The sequence below is a fragment of the Paenibacillus litoralis genome (genome assembly GCF_046244365.1).
In the GTDB taxonomy this organism is placed as follows: Bacteria; Bacillota; Bacilli; order Paenibacillales; family NBRC-103111; genus Paenibacillus_V.
The window spans coordinates 5,782,585-5,799,819 of the sequence record NZ_CP176395.1; the positions used below are offsets into that span (position 1 = coordinate 5,782,585).

The following is a 17,235-nucleotide window of genomic DNA, read 5'->3' on the forward strand; positions in this document are numbered from 1 at the left end:
GGTCATTATAGTAAACCGTAACCGGCAAAGAAATCATACAAATCTACAATTTCTTCTCCTATTTACTACTGATTGAATTCCGAAGGATTATAACCCGTATACTTTTTGAATAGCTGGCTGAAATAGGCATTATTTTTGTAACCGACCATTTGAGAAATCTCGTACAGCTTATAATTGCCCGTCATCATCAGCTCCTTGGCTTTCTCCATCCGTACCTTCGTCAAATAAACGTTATAATTTTCACCTGTCGCCTGCTTGAATATTTGGCTTAAATAATTTCGGGTCAAATACACTTTATCCGCGATCATATCAAGCGAAATATCGTCCGCATAGTTCGCGTGAACGAACCGTGTAATGAAGTCGATCGTCTTCTTATGCTTGGTAGACACCCGCTTGTCCATCAACCGGCACACCGCCAGCAAAATCCCGTTTATCCAAGATGCCAGATCTTCTTTATCGCAAATCCGTTCCAGCTCCTTATACGAATGGTAATTCGCGTCGGCATCCTCGATCCGCAGCCCGTGATCGTACAGCGCGACGACCAGCACCCCGCTAAAATCGACGGCGAACTCCCTCAGCATCCCAATGCTCAGATCCGTTCTCGACTTCAAGTACGCTAAAAATTCCCCGTTTTTTTGCTGAACCAGCTCGCTCTGTCCTTGTATGGCTGCATCCACCATCGCATGGTAGCTTTCGATCGGACGCAAGGGCAGGTCGCGAGGTTTGATGCTGACGTCCTCCTTCGTAATGATCCGGCTGTCGAGCAAATATTGGCGTTCCTCCATCAAATTCATCGCTTCTTTATAGGAAAGATGGATATCCCCTGCGGAATCGACCGTGGAACCGATCGCCGCCCAAACGTTCAGCTTGATCGATTGCTGAATCGATTGAATAATCTGCTGCGCGATCTGCTTGGCGCGGCTGACGACCGCTTCCTTTCTTGAGGCCCCGGGTGCGGATACGATGAGCGTGACCATTTGGAGCTGAACGTCCGCCACGTAAATGCCTGCTTTGGAGCCGATGACTTCCTCGATGATATTGTTCACCGCATAGGAAAACAGGGGCCAGTCGCTGGCTTTGCAATTGAATCGTGCCCCATCCTTCAGAAACTCGATCATGACGATGGCAAAATGGCAATGGGTCAAATCAACCTTCAAATACTCCGCGGCTTTCGCGAAATAAGAGGACTGGACGTTCACCGGCTCCAGCAGCTCCTTGAACAGCTGCTTCTTCGCCCACGGGCGGTTGTACTCCAGCAGCTCGCGCCATTCCTTATCTTCCTTGACCGCCTGCTTCTGGTTGAGCGCCTTGGCGGATGCCGTGAGCAGAACGGCTTCGATCTCATCGATCGTGGCCGGCTTCGATATATAGTCGTGAACGTTGAGCTTTAAAGCCGATTTCGCGTATTTGAAGTCCTCGTACCCGCTGAGGATGATAACTTCCGTCGTTTGATTGCGCTCTCGCAATTGTTTCAGCATTTCGATGCCGTCGATAACGGGCATATAGATGTCGGTTAAGATGAGATCAGGCTGGCTCGCTTCGATCAGGTCAAGTCCTTCCTGCCCGTTCTCGGCCGTTCCGACAACCTGTATGTTCAGTCGTTCCCAATTAACCGCTTTTTTCAAGCCGTTTAAGGTGGATACGTCGTCATCGACGATTACCGCTTTCAGCATGAATGTCCCTCCCCTGACTCGGGATACGCCGGAGACACCTTCGGGATTTTTATTTTGACCGTCGTCCCCGTGCTCCGATTGCTTTGAATATCCACGCCGTAGCTTTCGCCAAAATAGAGATGGATGCGCTCTCTCACATTGCGGATGCCGCTTCCCTTCATTTTTCCGTTAGTAAAATGCTCTTTACTATCCATCCCCTTCCCGGTATCGGCGATCGTGAACCATAAATCCGTTTCATTCTCGCTGACGACGATGACGATCTCTCCTCCTTTCCCTCTTTCCATCCCGTGAATCAACGCGTTTTCGATAAACGGCTGAAGCATGAGCTTCGGCACCAAATAAGAATACGTCGACTCGGGTACGGAGAGGGAGATGGTGATCTCATTTTGAAAACGGATCATTTGCAATTCGATATAGCACTGCAAATAGTCCATCTCGCTCCGAATCGTGATGAAAGCCGAGCCCTTGGAAAGCCCGAGACGCAGCATTTTGCCCAGAAGCGAGAGCATTTTGCTGATGTTATGCGCGCCGTATTCGATAGCCTGCCAATTAATCGTATCAAGCGTATTGTAAATAAAATGCGGATTGATTTGTTCCTGCAGCATTTGCAGCTCCGCTTCCCGCTTCTTCCGGTTCTGGTCGTCGACTTCGGTAAGCAACTGCCGGATGCGCCGGACCATCAGGTTCACGTGCTCGTTCAATTTGCCGAACTCGTTCTGGTAATCGTTCTTGATTTGAACGTCGAGCTTGCCGTTCTTGATCTGGCCGACGACTTGAATGAGCCTGCGAATGGGCTGTACGAATTGATAAGCGAGCAGCAGCGCCATGCCGACCGCCAGCACGATGCAGCCGAACACGGCAAGAACGATGACATTTTTGATTTGCCGGCTCGCTTTCGTAACATTGTCCCAGGCGATGGCGTCCATCAGAACCCAGTCGGAGCTGCTTTGTTTATTCCAGATGAGCAGCATTTTCCGATTGTTTCGGGAGATGGCGTATTCTTCTTGATTCGACTTGTCGAGCACGTTGCTCATCTGATTCCTCTCGTTATTCGCGGCAAACGACCCCATTCCGCTGCCGACGATCTCGGTGATCAAACGGTCGTAAGAATCAAGGATATACCGGGAATCGCCCGGCGCGATGTTCGCGATAAGCTGATTCATATACGAAAGCTTCATGTTGATGACAAGGATGCCTACTTCCTTCCCCGATAAGGATTCGATCTTCCGAGCGAAGCTGACGACCCGGTTGTCACCGCTTTCATTTTGGCCCGGATTCGCTTGGTGGGCTCCCACCCAACAGGAATCGGCATTCACGATCTGGTCGTACCAAGCGTATTGCTGGATGATGCCGGAATTAAACAAGCCGTTCGTCCCGATTCCTTCCGGCCTGTCGATGCTTTCGCTGAAAAGCTGCACGGAATGGATCCCGTCCTTGATGTAGCTGAGCCGGCTGATTTGATCCAAAATATCCCGTTTCTGCTGAAGGCGGTCGTAGGATTCACCGGCATTTTGCAAATAGTTAATGAGCTTCGGGTTGCTGCTGATCGCAAGAGAATCGTATTCGATCGCTTGCATTTGCGTCATCAACTGCTTGTTGATCTCGCTTAGCAGCAATTTTCTTGCTTGAATCGTCTGCTTGACGGTTTCTTGATTCGTGATCGCATAGCTGGCCATACCGATCAACAGAATGAAAAACAACGAAAAGAACAGGAACGTAAAGAAAAATGTGTAATGAAAGGAGAACACTTTGAACGGATTCCTCATAGTCTACCACCCTGGTGAATGAAAAATATAATCACTAGAATAAACGATCCACCGAGAAACCGTCAAACTCCGCAAGCTGCGGCACTTATCCTTTCAAACCGGTCGTGGCGATCCCTTCAACGAAATATTTTTGCGCGAACAAGAAGATGAGAAAGCTGGGCAAAATAGCGAGCGCCGACATCGCGAACATCGGCCCCCACGTCACCTCCGAGCCGCTGTCGATAAACAGCCGCAGCGCTACGGAGACCGTAAACTTGGCCGTATCCGTCAAGTAAATCGTCTGCGCCAAAAAGTCGTCCCACGTCCAAATAAAGCTGAAGAGAGCCGCCGTAATCATCGCGGGCTTGCATAGCGGCAATAAAATGCGAATGCCGATCCCCGGAATGGAACAGCCGTCGATTTTCGCCGCTTCGTCCAAATCCTTCGGAATGCCCCGGATGAATTGCACCATCAGAAAGACGAAAAACGGGCTGGCCGCCACAAAATGCGGGACAATCAGCGGTAGCGTCGTGCCGATCCAATCGAAATTTTTAAACAGGATATATTGCGGCACCAGCGTAACCTGCGTTGGCAGCATCAGCGTCATCATCAGAATGCCGAACCACATCGACTTCAGAGGAAATTGGATTCGGGCAAACCCGTATGCGACGATCGAGCTGGATAACACCGTGCCGATCACCGAAAGAATCGTTATGAAGAATGAATTATAGAAAAAGTGTCCGAACGTAAAGCCCGGAATCGCCGTCCAGCCATACGTGTAATTTTCCCAGTGCAGAACGGCAGGAATCAAATCCCCTTTGGCAAAATCGGCGTTTGATTTCAACGAGTTGCTGAACAGCCATACAATCGGGTAGATCATCAATAGGGAACCGAGCACGAGAACGGCATATTTGACAACATCCCCCGGCAACTTCCTCTTTATAACTCTCGCCATACCTTGGTCCACTCCATTCGTTCGCTATAGAATCAAGCCTCATAATGCACCCATTTTTTGGATGACCAGAAAATGAAGCCGGTAATGACCGCAATAATGACCAGCAAAATCCAAGCCAGCGCGCTCGCGTACCCCATATCGAAAAAGTTGAACGCTTTTCTGTACAAATAAAGGGCGTAAACAAGCGTGGAGTTCATAGGCCCTCCGTTCGTGACGACGAAGGCTTGCGTAAACATTTGAAAACTGTAGATCGTTTGCATGACCATATTGAACAAAATCATCGGAGTCAGCATCGGCAAGGTGACGGAAAAGAACGTGCGCAGCCTCGAAGCTCCGTCCACGGAAGCGGCTTCATACAAATCGCGGGGAATTTGCTTCAATCCTGCCAGAAAAATGACCATCGAGGAGCCGAACTGCCAGACGGCCAACAAAACAAGCGTATATAACGCAGTGCCCGGCGTATTGATCCAGTCCATGCCCTCTATGCCGAGCTTGCCCAGCATCACGTTGAAAATGCCTCGGTTTCCGAAAATGTCCCGCCATATCATCGAAATCGCAATACTCCCGCCGATGAGAGACGGCAAATAAAAGACGGAGCGGAACAACGACATGCCGCGAATCGCCTTGCTGAGCAGGATCGCCACCAGCAGCGCGAACGCCAGCTTTAACGGCACGCCGAACAGGACGTACAGAAAGGTAACCTTCATCGATATACGGAAATCGGGGCTGTCGGTAAAAATATCGTTGAAGTTTTGCAGCCCGACCCATTTCGGACTCGTAAGCAGATCGTAATGCGTGAACGATAAATAGAACGATTGCATCATCGGCCAAAGGGTGAGAACCAAAAACCCGATCAACCAAGGCGATATGAGCAAATACCCCCAAAATCCCTCGGGCAACGGGCGTGAACCGGATTTATGCCTTGCGGCGATCTTTCCTTCGGCTACAGTTGTCTGAGCCATAGTACCCCTCCAATCGATTGTCTATTTCCTATTCTATAAAGTAGAGGGACAAAGAAAATAAGGGAAATCTATAATAATTTCCGTTTATTACGGAATAAAGCCGTCCCCCGCAAAAATGCAGGCGATGGCTTCGTTATCGCTTGTTATTATGACACTAAGTTTTATTTGACAGTTACTATCATTTTAAATACAATGTCATTACATTGGTTCTTGAAGAACCGTGAAAGGCGGATGATCACGATGCGCAGTCCTAATACGCGCAAATGGTGGGTGCTGGGCGCGCTCACCTTCGGCCTCTTGGCCGTTTCCTTGGATATGACGATTCTGAATGTTGCATTGCCGACGCTTGCGACCGATCTCGATGCCTCGACAAGCGATCTTCAGTGGATCGTCGATGCTTACAACCTCGTACTGGCGGCGGCTTTGCTGCCTGCCGGCATGCTCGGCGACCGTTACGGTCGGAAAAGGTTTCTACTGGCCGCGCTGATCCTGTTCGGTGCGGCATCCGCCGGATGCGCCATGTCGGATACGCCTTCCTCGCTCGTTCTCATGCGCTGCTTTCTAGGGCTTGGCGCCGCATTTCTAATGCCTTTGTCCATGTCCATACTGCCCGTGCTTTTTCAGGGGGCGGAACGGACCAAAGCCATGATGATATGGGCGATGGCCAACATGTTCGGCATCCCCCTCGGCCCTATTCTCGGCGGTTGGCTCCTGAAGCATTACGCTTGGGGATCGGTCTTCCTGATTAACCTGCCGCTGGTCGCGATCGCGCTGATCGCAGTCGGTTACTTGCTCCCGGAATCCAAAAGCGCCGCGCGGCATCGGCTGGACGGGATCGGCATGCTGACATCCAGCTTAGGCCTTACCGGCGTCACCTACGGCGTCATACGGACAGGTGAACACAGTTGGTCCGATCCTGCGGCGATCGGTACGATTGCTGCGGGGTTGGTGCTGCTAATCTTATTCATCATGCGGCAGCGCAGAATCGCTCATCCGCTTATCGATTTGTCGTTGTTCCGGTCAGCCCGTTTCACATGGGGAACCCTGCTGGCAACGACTGTTACCTTTGCCATCTTCGGATTATTGTTCGCCATGCCGCAATATTTTCAGGCGGTTCAAGGAACCGACTCGTTTGGAACCGGCTTGCGACTACTGCCGCTGATCGGCGGATTGCTTGTCGGCGCCAAAGCAGCTCAAAGCCTGCTCTCCAGAGGCGGCGCCAAGCTCATTGCTGCGATCGGATTCGCCCTGCTTGCAACCGGCTTAGCCGTTGGAGCATCTACAAGTGCAGACAGCAGTTACGGCTATGCAGCCGTATGGATCACAGTCTCCGGCCTCGGACTAGGTATGGCGCTGCCGACTTCCATGGACGCCGCATTAGGGGAACTATCCGCTGAACGCAGCGGCGCCGGATCCGCGCTCATTATGACTCTCCGTCAAGTCGGAGGCACGTTCGGCGTCGCACTGCTCGGCGCTGCGCTGAACACGGCCTACCGCACCCGGCTGGACCTGACAGGGTTGGAGGAATCGGCTGCCGAGACCGTGCGTCAAAGCGTAACATCCGGGACTGCTGTGGCGCATCGGCTGGCGTCCGAACATTTGCTCCAATCGGTGAAGATCTCCTTTGTTTACGGTATGGATAACTTGCTCTTAATCTGTGGCAGTATCGCACTCGCCGGCATGGTGCTCGCTCTGCTTTACCTTCCCCGTACCTCCACTGCCGGTATTTCCGAAAGAACGGAGGAGCATGGCATGTAACGTTGCCCAACAATCGCAAAAACGGTACACTACAGGTATAAGACATTACTGTGTAGATGCCGGGAGGCCAGCGCGTGATTTTAGACGATCAGCCGAAGCTTGGGCTTCGCGAAAGAAAAAAATTAAAAACTAGGGCAACCATTCAGCAGAACGCGATCAAGTTGTTTCGCGAACAGGGGTATCACGAGACGACGATCGAGCAAATAGCCGAAGTATCCGAGGTTTCTCCCAGCACGCTCTTCCGCTATTTCCCGACAAAAGAAGCTTTGGTTTTGGACGACGAATTCGATCCGATGCTGATGGAATTGTACCGGAAACAGCCGTCAGAACTAAGTCCGATACAGGCCTTTCGTCAAGCAGTAAGGGATAGTTCTGCTCTCATTCCTAGAGATATCCGGCATGCGATACGGGAACGAATGGAACTAATCATGTCAATTCCCGAACTTCGGGCCGCGAACTTTAGCCAGACTTCCGACACGTTGAATATGATCGCCGGCTTGATTGCCGAACGGGCCGGGCGGGAAAGCGGAGATCTCGCCGTCCTCGCCTACGCCGGGTCAATTGTCGGTGCAGTCCTCGGCGCGCACACCTACTGCGTGAGCCATCCCGAAACGGACTACGTCGACGTGATCGAGGATGCTCTAGCGGCTTTGGAAAATGGTTTACATGTATAACGACGAAAAGGACTCCTTATCAGGCAATGTCATTAAGTTAAGCCCAGAGACACCACCGGGAAAAATGGAATCCGAAACGGCATGGGAAAAAGCCCTGTGCCGTTTGTTTTTTTGTGCCAGCAAGGAAAAAGCGTACAGCAAACAAAGCGGATGGAATATCCGCTTAAAAAATGTTCATGTGAACCGAATTATGCTACTCTGTAGACGAAGCTAACAGCTGATTTATAGCGGATTTTGCGCGTATTCTTCTGCCCTTGGCGAATGGGTCGAATCGGCAAAATGTTTTTGCGAATCAGCGCTTCAACATCGGGCGAGGGTTCATCGTCCCGTGAGCGCAGGAAATGTCTACAAACGTGAACGGCGACCGTGAAGTTGACTTGGTATTGGTGCCGTTTATCCATTTGGGAAATGACTACGTGTGAGGTAATCATTTCAGCGAAATTGTACATGATCATTCTTGCGAAAATCTCTTGGGTGATGGACTCTTGTCTCTTTGCGTGAAAATTCGTCAGACCGACGGTGTATTTTAATGCCCTGAAAGAGGTTTCAATGCCCCATCGCATGTTATAAATGGACTTGATTTCATCGGGTGGGAAATCAGCGGCAGAAAGATCCGTAATAACGGTTTCATAAGCGCCATTAGGCAGGACGAAACGAACAACCCGAAAGGAAATCGGGTAAAACAAGTTCTCATGCAAATCCAAAAAATCAAATGTAGACGTGGAAGGGACGAACTTGTACATCTCAGGATGAGCCTTGACCTCTTTGGTTTGTTTTTTGGTGAGTGTCAAATGAACGTCAATATCAAACGCTCCGCTAGAGGGCAAACGCAAGCCCGAAAGAATACCATTGGAATCCAAATCCTTTACCCGTATGACGTAGTTCCACCCTTTGCGTTCAATATGCGCGAAATTGTTGTAACTTTCATAACCTCTATCTGCAGTAACAATGGTTTTGCCTTTGATGGGGGAACGGTCAACCATATCTGCCAGTGCCCTTCCCTCGTTGCACAACCTTCGTGGCTGAACAATGGCATCAACGTAAAGTCTGTTGCACAAGTCATAGGCTGCGTTCAAATGCAGAAGGTTATAGCCTTTCTTGCTCGGTTGACTTTGAAAATAGGTATCCGTGTCCGCAGAGTCCGTTGCGATATGCCAATCCGAACCGTCAATGGCAAGTAATCGATACCCTCGGTAGTGCTTGTTAGCCGTATACGATTGCGTAAATTCGTGAAACAAGAATTCCACAGCAGAAGGCAGGATTTTATTCCTCTGTTGGACAAAAGCAGAAGTGGTTTCGGTATTTACGTCATAGCCCTGCGATTCCAAGAGTTCCTTATATAGGCTGTTCCCCCCCATGGAGATCAGGAGTTGCATAACCGTTTCAAAAGGCAGCTTTTTCTTTCGGGTAAAATCTTTTTTAGGGTTTTTGACATAAGGTGCTGGTGCGGCTGACATTTCTCGTATGAGGGATGTCAGCGTTTCTTTTAGCGAATTCGCGTACTCATTCATTGGCGTAACCTCCTCGTTTTTCCAAGGGGCTTCGCCACACAATTTCATCTGCTTGTCAAGTCCTATTTTTCTTTTTCGTGCAAAAAAAAAGAGCGGGCTATCTTTTCGATAACCTGCTATTGTTCTTGATTTTTGGCCCTGCGCCTTAACTTAATGACATTGCAGGCTTCTCCCGATTTTTTGCGTCTAACGTGCGATGCCCACTTCGCCGGGTCTAAAACTGCGGTTCGAACAAGGTGTCCGCACGGATCATTTCCGAGCCAAATGGAAAAAGTACAGTTATTTTTCGGAAATTTGTTGATTGATCGATTTTAATGGAAAACCTACAGTTAATATTAGCCAAATTGCCTAAATATGCGAAAATGTCCTAAATTACCTGTACTTTTCCTGTTAAATGTCTTTTTCTCGCCTTAAAGCAAAAAATAGCTGCATGTTTTCCAGTTAGGGTCACATGTCATAGCAAAAGCACCATCAGGAAGGATGAAATCGGACTCGCATAGCGCATTTTCAGGCCTCTAGTCGACTTGGCGCTGGAAGCTGCTTAGATTAACCAACCTTCGATTTGTCCACTATAGCGACGGGAGCTACTTGATCTTTCGATTAGTCCCTACGACGACGAAAGCTGCTTGATTAATCATGTTTCGATTAGTTCACTGCGGCGACGAAAACTGCCTGGTTAGTCATGTTTCGATATGGCTTAATATACCGTCCGATATCGAAGAAGAACCGTCCGGAGAATGTTCCGGACGGTTCTTGCGTATTGAGATGCCGGCTTTTAAACAGCCTTCTTAGCGTTCAAACTATACGGCGCACTACTTGGCTCCCGCCGCTACCAAGGCCTCGGCCATTTCTTTATAGCCTCGCGTCTTGGCATGCTTGAGCGGCGTAACGCCGTCGCCATCGGCCAAGTTCACGTTTGCGCCATGCTCTATTAACAGCTTGACGATCGCTTGATGATTTTTCCCGCCGTCGCCGAGAATGATCGCTTCCAATAATGCGGTCCAGCCCAAATTGTTGACATGATCCACGTTCACATCGGAAGTGACAAGCAGCTCTTGCACGATATCCACATGCCCCCGGTCTGCGGCGGGAATCAGCGCCGTTCCGCCGAATCGGTTGGTGATCTTCGTATCGGCTCCCGCCGCGATCGAAGCTTTGACAAAATCAAGCATGCCTTCCGCTCCTGCATATAGAAGCGGATTGTCCGAGCGGCTGTCGCGAATGTTAATGTTCGCGCCCTTCTCGGCCAATAAATGGAAGACGGGAAGCTGGTTCGTGTGTACGGCGATCATAGCCGACGTTCTTCCCCGTTCGTCTGTCGCGTCAATGTCCGCGCCGTCCGCGAGCAGCTTCTCGATCGTCTCCTTATCTCCTTTTGCGGCGGCTTCCAGCAAAGCTTGGTTCATTTTATCCATCTCCATCTTGGCGGATTGGGCCGCTTGCTGCCCTTCATCGTGCAAAAGGGGAGCGACATTCATCCGGCACCCGGATAAAACGAGGACTAACGCCAAGACGACGAAGCGCAGCATAGCGAACCAGCACCTTTCTTAAAATATGAGAATTTATAGGCATTCCTCGCCCGAGTCCTACCCTGAAATTAGTTCGAGCAAGCGTCGGCGAATCGAAATTCATTCATCATGGCGTTGCGAAGCGACGGAGAGCCTATTGCATTACTTCCCGGTCAAGGTAACTTGCGATGCCGTCGCCCAGGCTCCAACCGGAGCTACCGAGTACGTCGTACCGGAAGTCAGTTTGCCGTCCTTCTGAATATCGAACACGCCTACGGCACCATTACGGCTGGAATATTTGTACGTAGCAAGAAGCTTATCACCGTTCGGAGCCGTCAATTCGACGCTGCGTCCCGACAACAGCTCGTCGCCCGGATCCTGAGACAGCGTAATGTTGATCGAAACGTCGCTCGTCGCCTCGGCGCCCGTAACTTGCAGCGATGCGATTTCTTGCGCAACGAAAGTCGGGTTTGCAATGGAAGCCCAGTCGGACGTTACCGTATATTTTACGCCCGGCGTCAGAACTTGACCTTCAGGCAGACGGAATTTCGGTTCTTGCTTGCCGTCCGTCGATTGCGTAAACGGTACGTATTTCGCGATGATCGGCTGGCCGCCTTCCGGCGTAATCGTTACTTGTCTGGCTTGCATGGAAGAAATGACTTGGTACGTTTGGCCGTTTGCCTTGTTATTGTCGTCCAGTACGAACGCATTGGCGCCGCGGCCTCCGCTGTATGCGGAAATGATATAGCCGTAGTCGACGACTCCGTTCGCCTTGAGCGCTTCGATCTCGAACGTATCGTTCGTCACTTGGCTTGCCGTCGTCATTTCCAGCTTCGTTCCGCTGCCGGTAAAGCTGCCCTCGTTTTTGCCTTTGTACGTCAGGTTATACTTCGCGCCTTCTTTTTGCACCGATGTAGGAACGATGTATGTGGCAATCGAGCCGGTTTTCAAACGCGGCATATTCGTCAGAGTCAATCCGTCATTGAACACGAAGTCTTCCTTCGCTTTGGCAAATGCTTCGTCGGCAGCCGTCAACGGCGCGTCGAAGGTGACGACAAGCGTAATCGCGTTTAATACTTCTACGCTCTTGATTTTCGCGTTCTCGGAAGGAATCGCTTTGCGCGCCGTATGAAGCAGCTGGATCGTTTCGTCGCGGGTTGCCGACTGGCTCGTCGAAACTTGCTGGCTCATCCAGTATTGTACGGATTTGACGTCGCGCTTAAGTGCCTTGGATACGATCTGAACAAGCTCGTCGTCGCTAACCGTTGCACTTGGGTTGAACGCTCCGTTGTCCGCCTGCATGATGCCTTGTCCGACCGCTTCCATGACGTATTCGTAGTACCATTCCTTCTCATTGACGTCCGACAATGGGGCCTGGCCTTCGGCTTTGCCTTGCAGATCGAATGTTTTGACGATCAGTTTCGCCAGCTCGGCGCGGCTGATTTGATTTTGTTCCCTGATCGATCCATCTTGATAACCGTGCAGTACGCCAAGCTTAATCAGATCGTTAACTGTCGCCTTGAGGTCTTGATTGGCGGAAACCGCTGCAACTGCGCTCGTATCGGAAGCGGCTTGCGCATTCATCACCGCGAAAGGCAAAGATGCTGTACCGATTGCCGCCGCCACCAGAAAAGCCGCTACTGCTTGCTTATGTTTCTTCATGATTATTTCCTCCTCGAATGTTGTCATGTCTTTGTTACTGCCTATGGCTACATTTTAGAGGGTAGATGTAAACGGCCCAGAAACGAAATATTAATAAAAGCTAAACTAAGGCTTAATTCATTTCAAATAACCCGCACGATCGAGGTCAATCCGCAAAAAACAGAAGGCAAGACGGTAATCCCGTCCCCTTCTGCGTATCGTGTAAAGTATCTTTACTTACTTGTTTTTCTCGGCCGCGATCCAATTGTTGGCTTCTTCTTCGCTTTTCTGCATGAACGTGTTGATATCGAGCGTGCCGTTTCGAACCTGCGGGAAATTTTTGTCGATAATCCGTTTGATTTGATCGTCGGCTTTCGTTTCGTCGCGCACCGGGGCGGGTTTGCTTTTGAAGATCGCAGCAATATTTTTCCCTTGCAAATGAGGGATTTCAGCCCCAAGCTGCTCCTCGATTTGCCGGTTGTCCAGCGCGGAAGCGCGGCCCGTCTTGCGGGCGCTGATCAACTGTACGGCATCGGAAGTTATGACCTCGATAACGCGAACGGCCTCCTCTTGATGCTCGCTTGTTCGCGAAACCATCATTTCATGCAGGTCGACAGGCGGGGCGATATGCGGCTTATCTTTGTAACTCGGGAATTCGACCAGGTTCCACCGGAAGCCTTGACTGGATGCCTGCTTCAGCATCGGAAACAAATTGATCGTGCCAACCATGGCCAATGTTCGTTCCTCGGTAAAAGCTTTGACATAAGACGCCGATTTCTGATTGCCGGGAATGTCGTCGAATGATTTCATCAGCTGAAATACGTTTTTCCATTCGTAGCTGTTAATCGCCGCTTTCCCTGTGCTTTTGTCGACAAAGGGCAGAGACAGCGGGTACCCGAGCCAGTAGTTCATAAAATAATCGTAGCCTTTGTACTGGACGCCGCTTTCCACGCGGGTCATTTTCTTGGCGATGGCGAGAACATCTTCCCAATACATGCCGTCCTTCGGATAGTCCACGCCGAATTTATCGAACAGCTCCTCATTGTAATAAAGCGCGTTGGTGTTGGTCGCATACGGCAAGCCATACACTTGTCCGTTGTCGCCGAAGGCTTCGACCACACCCGGCCGGAATCGGCTCAAATCGATCTGGGCTTTTTTCAGGAGCGGCAAAATATCTGTCGTAAGCCCCAGCTCTTTGTATTGATCCTTGCTCGCTCTCGACAGAATGATCAGATCGGGCACATTTTTGGCGGCGACAAGGTCCTGAATTTGCGTACCCTTCCCTGGTCTGACCAGGTCGACGGTAATGTGCGGATATTTTTTCTTCAAGGGCTCTACGATCAGGAGCTGAAAATCATCGTCATACAAATAAGCTTCGCCTGCCAGCAAGGTCAGACGGACCGGCTTGTCGGCCGCCTTCTCCTGTACGTTCGCGGGGGTTGCCGCCGAATTCGAGCCCGCCGCGCCGGATGCCCCTTCACGTCCGCCGCAGCCGGACAAGAAAATCGCTCCCAATAGTACGATTGCGCTTGATGCCAACAACGAATTGCGTTTCATGAAATGTTACCTCCCCGTTTCTATCTTTCTTCGACCTGAACCTATCATAGAGGATAGCCGAGGAAAAAGTCGTTATCCTTATCGTCGCAAGTTTTGCAATAATAGACAGACGAAACAAACCCGCTCCACGGGGACTGGGCGGGATACTCGTCTTTTTGGAAAGCGTTTTCAAATCTGTTGCAGGGGATCGCCGCCATATAGAAGTACGGACTGCGGGGCTCGCCTTCGCGTTGTTTTGCCGGCGATCATCCGCGCGTATTCGGTCGGAGTGAAGCCGGTCGCTTTTTTAAAATGCTTCGAAAAATAATGCACGCTGCTGTAGCCGAGCTGATCGGCGATTTCCGTCATGCTGTACATCTTCTCGCGAATTTGCCGTTTCGCGTACTCCAGTTTCAGCATGCTGTAATATTCCATGACCCCGGAATTAACCCGGCTTTTGAACAAAATTTTCAGCATGGTGCTGCCGATGGCAAACTCGCTGCATATTTGTTCGAAGGACAGGTTGTTCCTGACGTTGGCTTTCAAATACAGCGCGATCCGTTCGAACAAGTCCTCGTTTCTCGTTGCGAGCATAACCGACTCCGGCCTTTGCTTGCACGTCCCCGCCGATTGTTTGCGAATGAGCCGGATCAACAGCATTTCCAGCAAGTTTTTGATCATTTGCTCGCTGCCGAACTGGGCGCCTTCCTTGCGCTGCGGGATCATCATTTGGGGATGTCCGACGGGCGGATCGAACGCTTCCTTTCCTTCCGAAATTAAATAATAAAGAAGATCCTGCTCGGATTGCTCCAAATGCAGCACCCTCCCCTTGAAATAGTCGATGGCAAGCGAGTGGCAGACGAACGACATAATAATCAGGTTGGGAGCAGTTCCGCCCATCGCATGACCGGTGTGAAATTCGTTCGGCGAATAAAAAATCATGTCACCCTGGCCCAGAAGGTTGCTCCCCAAGTCGGTAATGACGAAAAATTCCCCTTTATCGACATAAACGAATTCCCAGAAATCATGTTTTTCGCCGGTAGCCTGAAAATGCTTCGGCAGCTCCATGTACAGAAACGAAAGCAGCTGTTCAACGACTACTTCTTCCTTCAGACGCAACATTTCCCATCCCGTCACAGGATCGCCGCCTCCTTTGACCGATTTTACAAAACTTGCGACTATCGTTACAAATACCGTGAGGATTTTCACCTGTATTATACAAGCAAAAGGAGGGTTTGTATATGAACGACAATCAGTCGGAATACGCTCCGATTTTGTGGAGCAGAAGAAAAGTGCTCGCCTCCCTGGGCATCGCCGGGGCCGCCTTTGTCGCGGGAAAATGGGACAACCATGCGCTTGCCAAAAGCGTGTCAACATCCGTTTACGGGAACCCGTCTTCGGAACATCCATTGCTCGAGCATGTGGTGCGGAAAGTAGACACGATTGCGGAGCTTCAGCATTGGCCGAGATCGAATCCGCCGATCGACGGCTTCGTCGTGGAAGCGTTGGGCTACTCTGCCAAAGGGGATGGGGGAGGCGGGCTGCTGTATTGGGATGCCGGATCCGCGGAGCCCGACAACGGAGGAACGGTACTCCTCCTTGCCGGAGCGACCGGGCCTGGCCGCTGGAAGCGCCCCGAAGCCGGGAATCTGTATCCGGCCCAATTCGGGTGCGATCCTTCCGGCATGACCGTGGACGATGACCGTTTGAACGCGCTGTTTGCCTATGCGGCGTCCATTCGCAAAACCGTCTATGTAGCCCGGCACGAAGTTTTTCGTTATCGCAAGCTGGTTTTTCCGAGTCATTTCACCTTGATCGGTGAAGGAACCTTCTTATTGGACGACAACCAAAGCGGTTCCAATACGGAGCCGAGCATCCGGGGCGGCAATGCGGCGCAAAACCAGACGTCGTACCCTACGACCCGTGTCGGCGACATTTTCATCGGAGGCATCACGTTCGACGGCAATTTGAGCCATCAGGCGGCGGGGGCCAAGCTGACCGGCTTGCAGTTTTGGGCGATAGACGGCCTCATCCTGGAAAATACGCGTTTTGTCGGCTGGGCTTGGATGGGCTTACGCGTGCTCGGCTTGCTCGGCGGGGTGACGGACCCGCAATCGGCACCGGAGGCACAGGACTATTGCACGCGCGTCTATTTGCGCAATGTGCATTTCGAGCAGTGCGGCTATGCCGGCGTTCAACTGTATTGCGTCAGGCACGGGGCCGTTCAACATTCGACGGGCTACGATACTCCGATCCTGATCAACGGAGACGTCGAGCTGCGCGATTTCCACATCATGAATTGCCAGTCCGTCTGCGATCACGTTGCAACTCCCTTCCCGGCGTTCACGATCGACCAGGGGTCCAGATTTTGCTCGATTACGGACTGTTCCGCCTGGGGACATCTGGCCTGCACCTTCGTCGAAGCGGCGTTCGACATTCTTATCGCCCGAAACAAAGCTTATTTTTGCAAAAGCTATGGCCACTATTCCTACCCTTCGTCCATCTACGGGGTTCCGCTGCAATCGGCCAGATTGTTCTACGTGGATAATGAAGCGCACCAATGCTATGAAGGCTTCCGTATCGGAACGCAAAATACGCCTACGAGCCAAGTGACCTGGATCGGCAACAAATCGTACAGCCATACAAACCCTTATTCCAGCGGGTTTCTCTTTATCAACATTGCCGACATCACGTTCGAAGCCAACCTGGTCTCCGGCGTCTTTACAGGTGTCAATGCCCAAAACGTAAAGGGCATGACCGGAGGAAATAACCGGATTCATGGAACGAATGCCGGATATCGCCTGCAAGCGGTCGGAAACTGGCGATTGGACAACGATACGCTCAGCGGCGGCAGCTCTGCGCAAATTTATGTATACAACACTGCTCCTTTGAGCGGATCAATCGTGTTTCAACAGCCGCGTTTGGGAACCGGCAGTCCAGTTTATAAAGATGAGGCCGTTTCCCCAGGGCTGCTGCAATTGATCGACTACAGCGTGGAAGGCAGCCTCGCCCTGACGACCGTCACGTTCGCCTCCACGGTCGCGGCCGCCGGATCGGCTGTCTCTCAGTCTTTCGTTGTACATGGAGCGACATACGGCTGGCAGGTCGAAGCGATGCCCCTGATTCAGATCGCTCCGATCCTTGCAAGCGCTTGCGTAGACGGCGCAAATTCGGTTCGCGTCACCCTGCTCAATCCCGGGGCTTCGCCCGCAACGGTACCGAATACAGCGATACGGCTTCGTGTCGTCCGCTATTTGGTGAAATAAGAGCAA

The 17,235-nt window shown here is 51.1% G+C and carries 12 protein-coding genes; 3 read left to right on the forward strand and 9 right to left on the reverse strand.

Translation table 11 applies throughout. The features are described 5' to 3' along the window. Positions 1–65 precede the first annotated feature (65 nt). From ACKGJP_RS24595 to ACKGJP_RS24610, 4 genes are all read right to left on the reverse strand, one after another. Positions 66–1,673: a response regulator gene (locus ACKGJP_RS24595; RefSeq protein WP_409341426.1), complete on the reverse strand. Its 1,608-nt coding sequence runs from the start codon at positions 1,671–1,673 to the stop codon at positions 66–68. Continuing rightward, positions 1,667–3,439 (reverse strand): sensor histidine kinase, encoded by a 1,773-nt coding sequence (locus tag ACKGJP_RS24600; RefSeq protein WP_409341427.1) that lies wholly within the window; start codon positions 3,437–3,439, stop codon positions 1,667–1,669. The genes ACKGJP_RS24595 and ACKGJP_RS24600 overlap by 7 nt, the downstream gene beginning before the upstream one ends. Positions 3,440–3,524: 85 nt before the next feature. Next, positions 3,525–4,373 (reverse strand): carbohydrate ABC transporter permease, encoded by an 849-nt coding sequence (locus ACKGJP_RS24605; RefSeq protein WP_409341428.1) that lies wholly within the window; start codon positions 4,371–4,373, stop codon positions 3,525–3,527. A 32-nt stretch (positions 4,374–4,405) separates the two neighbouring features. Next, positions 4,406–5,335, reverse strand: a complete 930-nt coding sequence (locus ACKGJP_RS24610; RefSeq protein ID WP_409341429.1) for a carbohydrate ABC transporter permease — start codon at positions 5,333–5,335, stop codon at positions 4,406–4,408. A gap of 240 nt (positions 5,336–5,575) precedes the next feature. Between ACKGJP_RS24610 and ACKGJP_RS24615 the strand changes: the two genes are divergently transcribed. Together ACKGJP_RS24615 and ACKGJP_RS24620 are read left to right on the forward strand one after the other, a co-directional pair. After that, entirely contained in the window at positions 5,576–7,093 is a 1,518-nt protein-coding gene (locus tag ACKGJP_RS24615) for a DHA2 family efflux MFS transporter permease subunit (RefSeq protein WP_409341430.1), read from the forward strand. 74 nt (positions 7,094–7,167) lie between these two features. Then, a complete protein-coding gene (locus ACKGJP_RS24620) occupies positions 7,168–7,767 on the forward strand; it encodes a TetR family transcriptional regulator (RefSeq protein ID WP_409341431.1) in 600 nt (199 codons plus the stop codon). A gap of 188 nt (positions 7,768–7,955) precedes the next feature. Here the strand turns inward: ACKGJP_RS24620 and ACKGJP_RS24625 are convergent, their stop codons facing one another. The 5 genes from ACKGJP_RS24625 to ACKGJP_RS24645 form a co-directional block, all read right to left on the reverse strand. Continuing rightward, entirely contained in the window at positions 7,956–9,278 is a 1,323-nt protein-coding gene (locus ACKGJP_RS24625; RefSeq protein WP_409341432.1) for an IS4 family transposase, read from the reverse strand. Between the two features lie 812 nt (positions 9,279–10,090). Then, entirely contained in the window at positions 10,091–10,807 is a 717-nt protein-coding gene (locus ACKGJP_RS24630; RefSeq protein ID WP_409341433.1) for an ankyrin repeat domain-containing protein, read from the reverse strand. A gap of 141 nt (positions 10,808–10,948) precedes the next feature. Then, the gene (locus ACKGJP_RS24635; protein ID WP_409341434.1) at positions 10,949–12,448 is read right to left on the reverse strand and encodes an S-layer homology domain-containing protein; all 1,500 of its coding nucleotides are present in this window, start codon (positions 12,446–12,448) and stop codon (positions 10,949–10,951) included. Positions 12,449–12,664: 216 nt separating this feature from the next. Beyond that, positions 12,665–13,984, reverse strand: a complete 1,320-nt coding sequence (locus ACKGJP_RS24640; RefSeq protein ID WP_409341435.1) for an ABC transporter substrate-binding protein — start codon at positions 13,982–13,984, stop codon at positions 12,665–12,667. Between the two features lie 168 nt (positions 13,985–14,152). Continuing rightward, positions 14,153–15,100: a helix-turn-helix domain-containing protein gene (locus ACKGJP_RS24645; protein ID WP_409341436.1), complete on the reverse strand. Its 948-nt coding sequence runs from the start codon at positions 15,098–15,100 to the stop codon at positions 14,153–14,155. A 104-nt stretch (positions 15,101–15,204) separates the two neighbouring features. Between ACKGJP_RS24645 and ACKGJP_RS24650 the strand changes: the two genes are divergently transcribed. Continuing rightward, a complete protein-coding gene (locus ACKGJP_RS24650; RefSeq protein ID WP_409341437.1) occupies positions 15,205–17,229 on the forward strand; it encodes a hypothetical protein in 2,025 nt (674 codons plus the stop codon). Positions 17,230–17,235 lie beyond the last annotated feature (6 nt).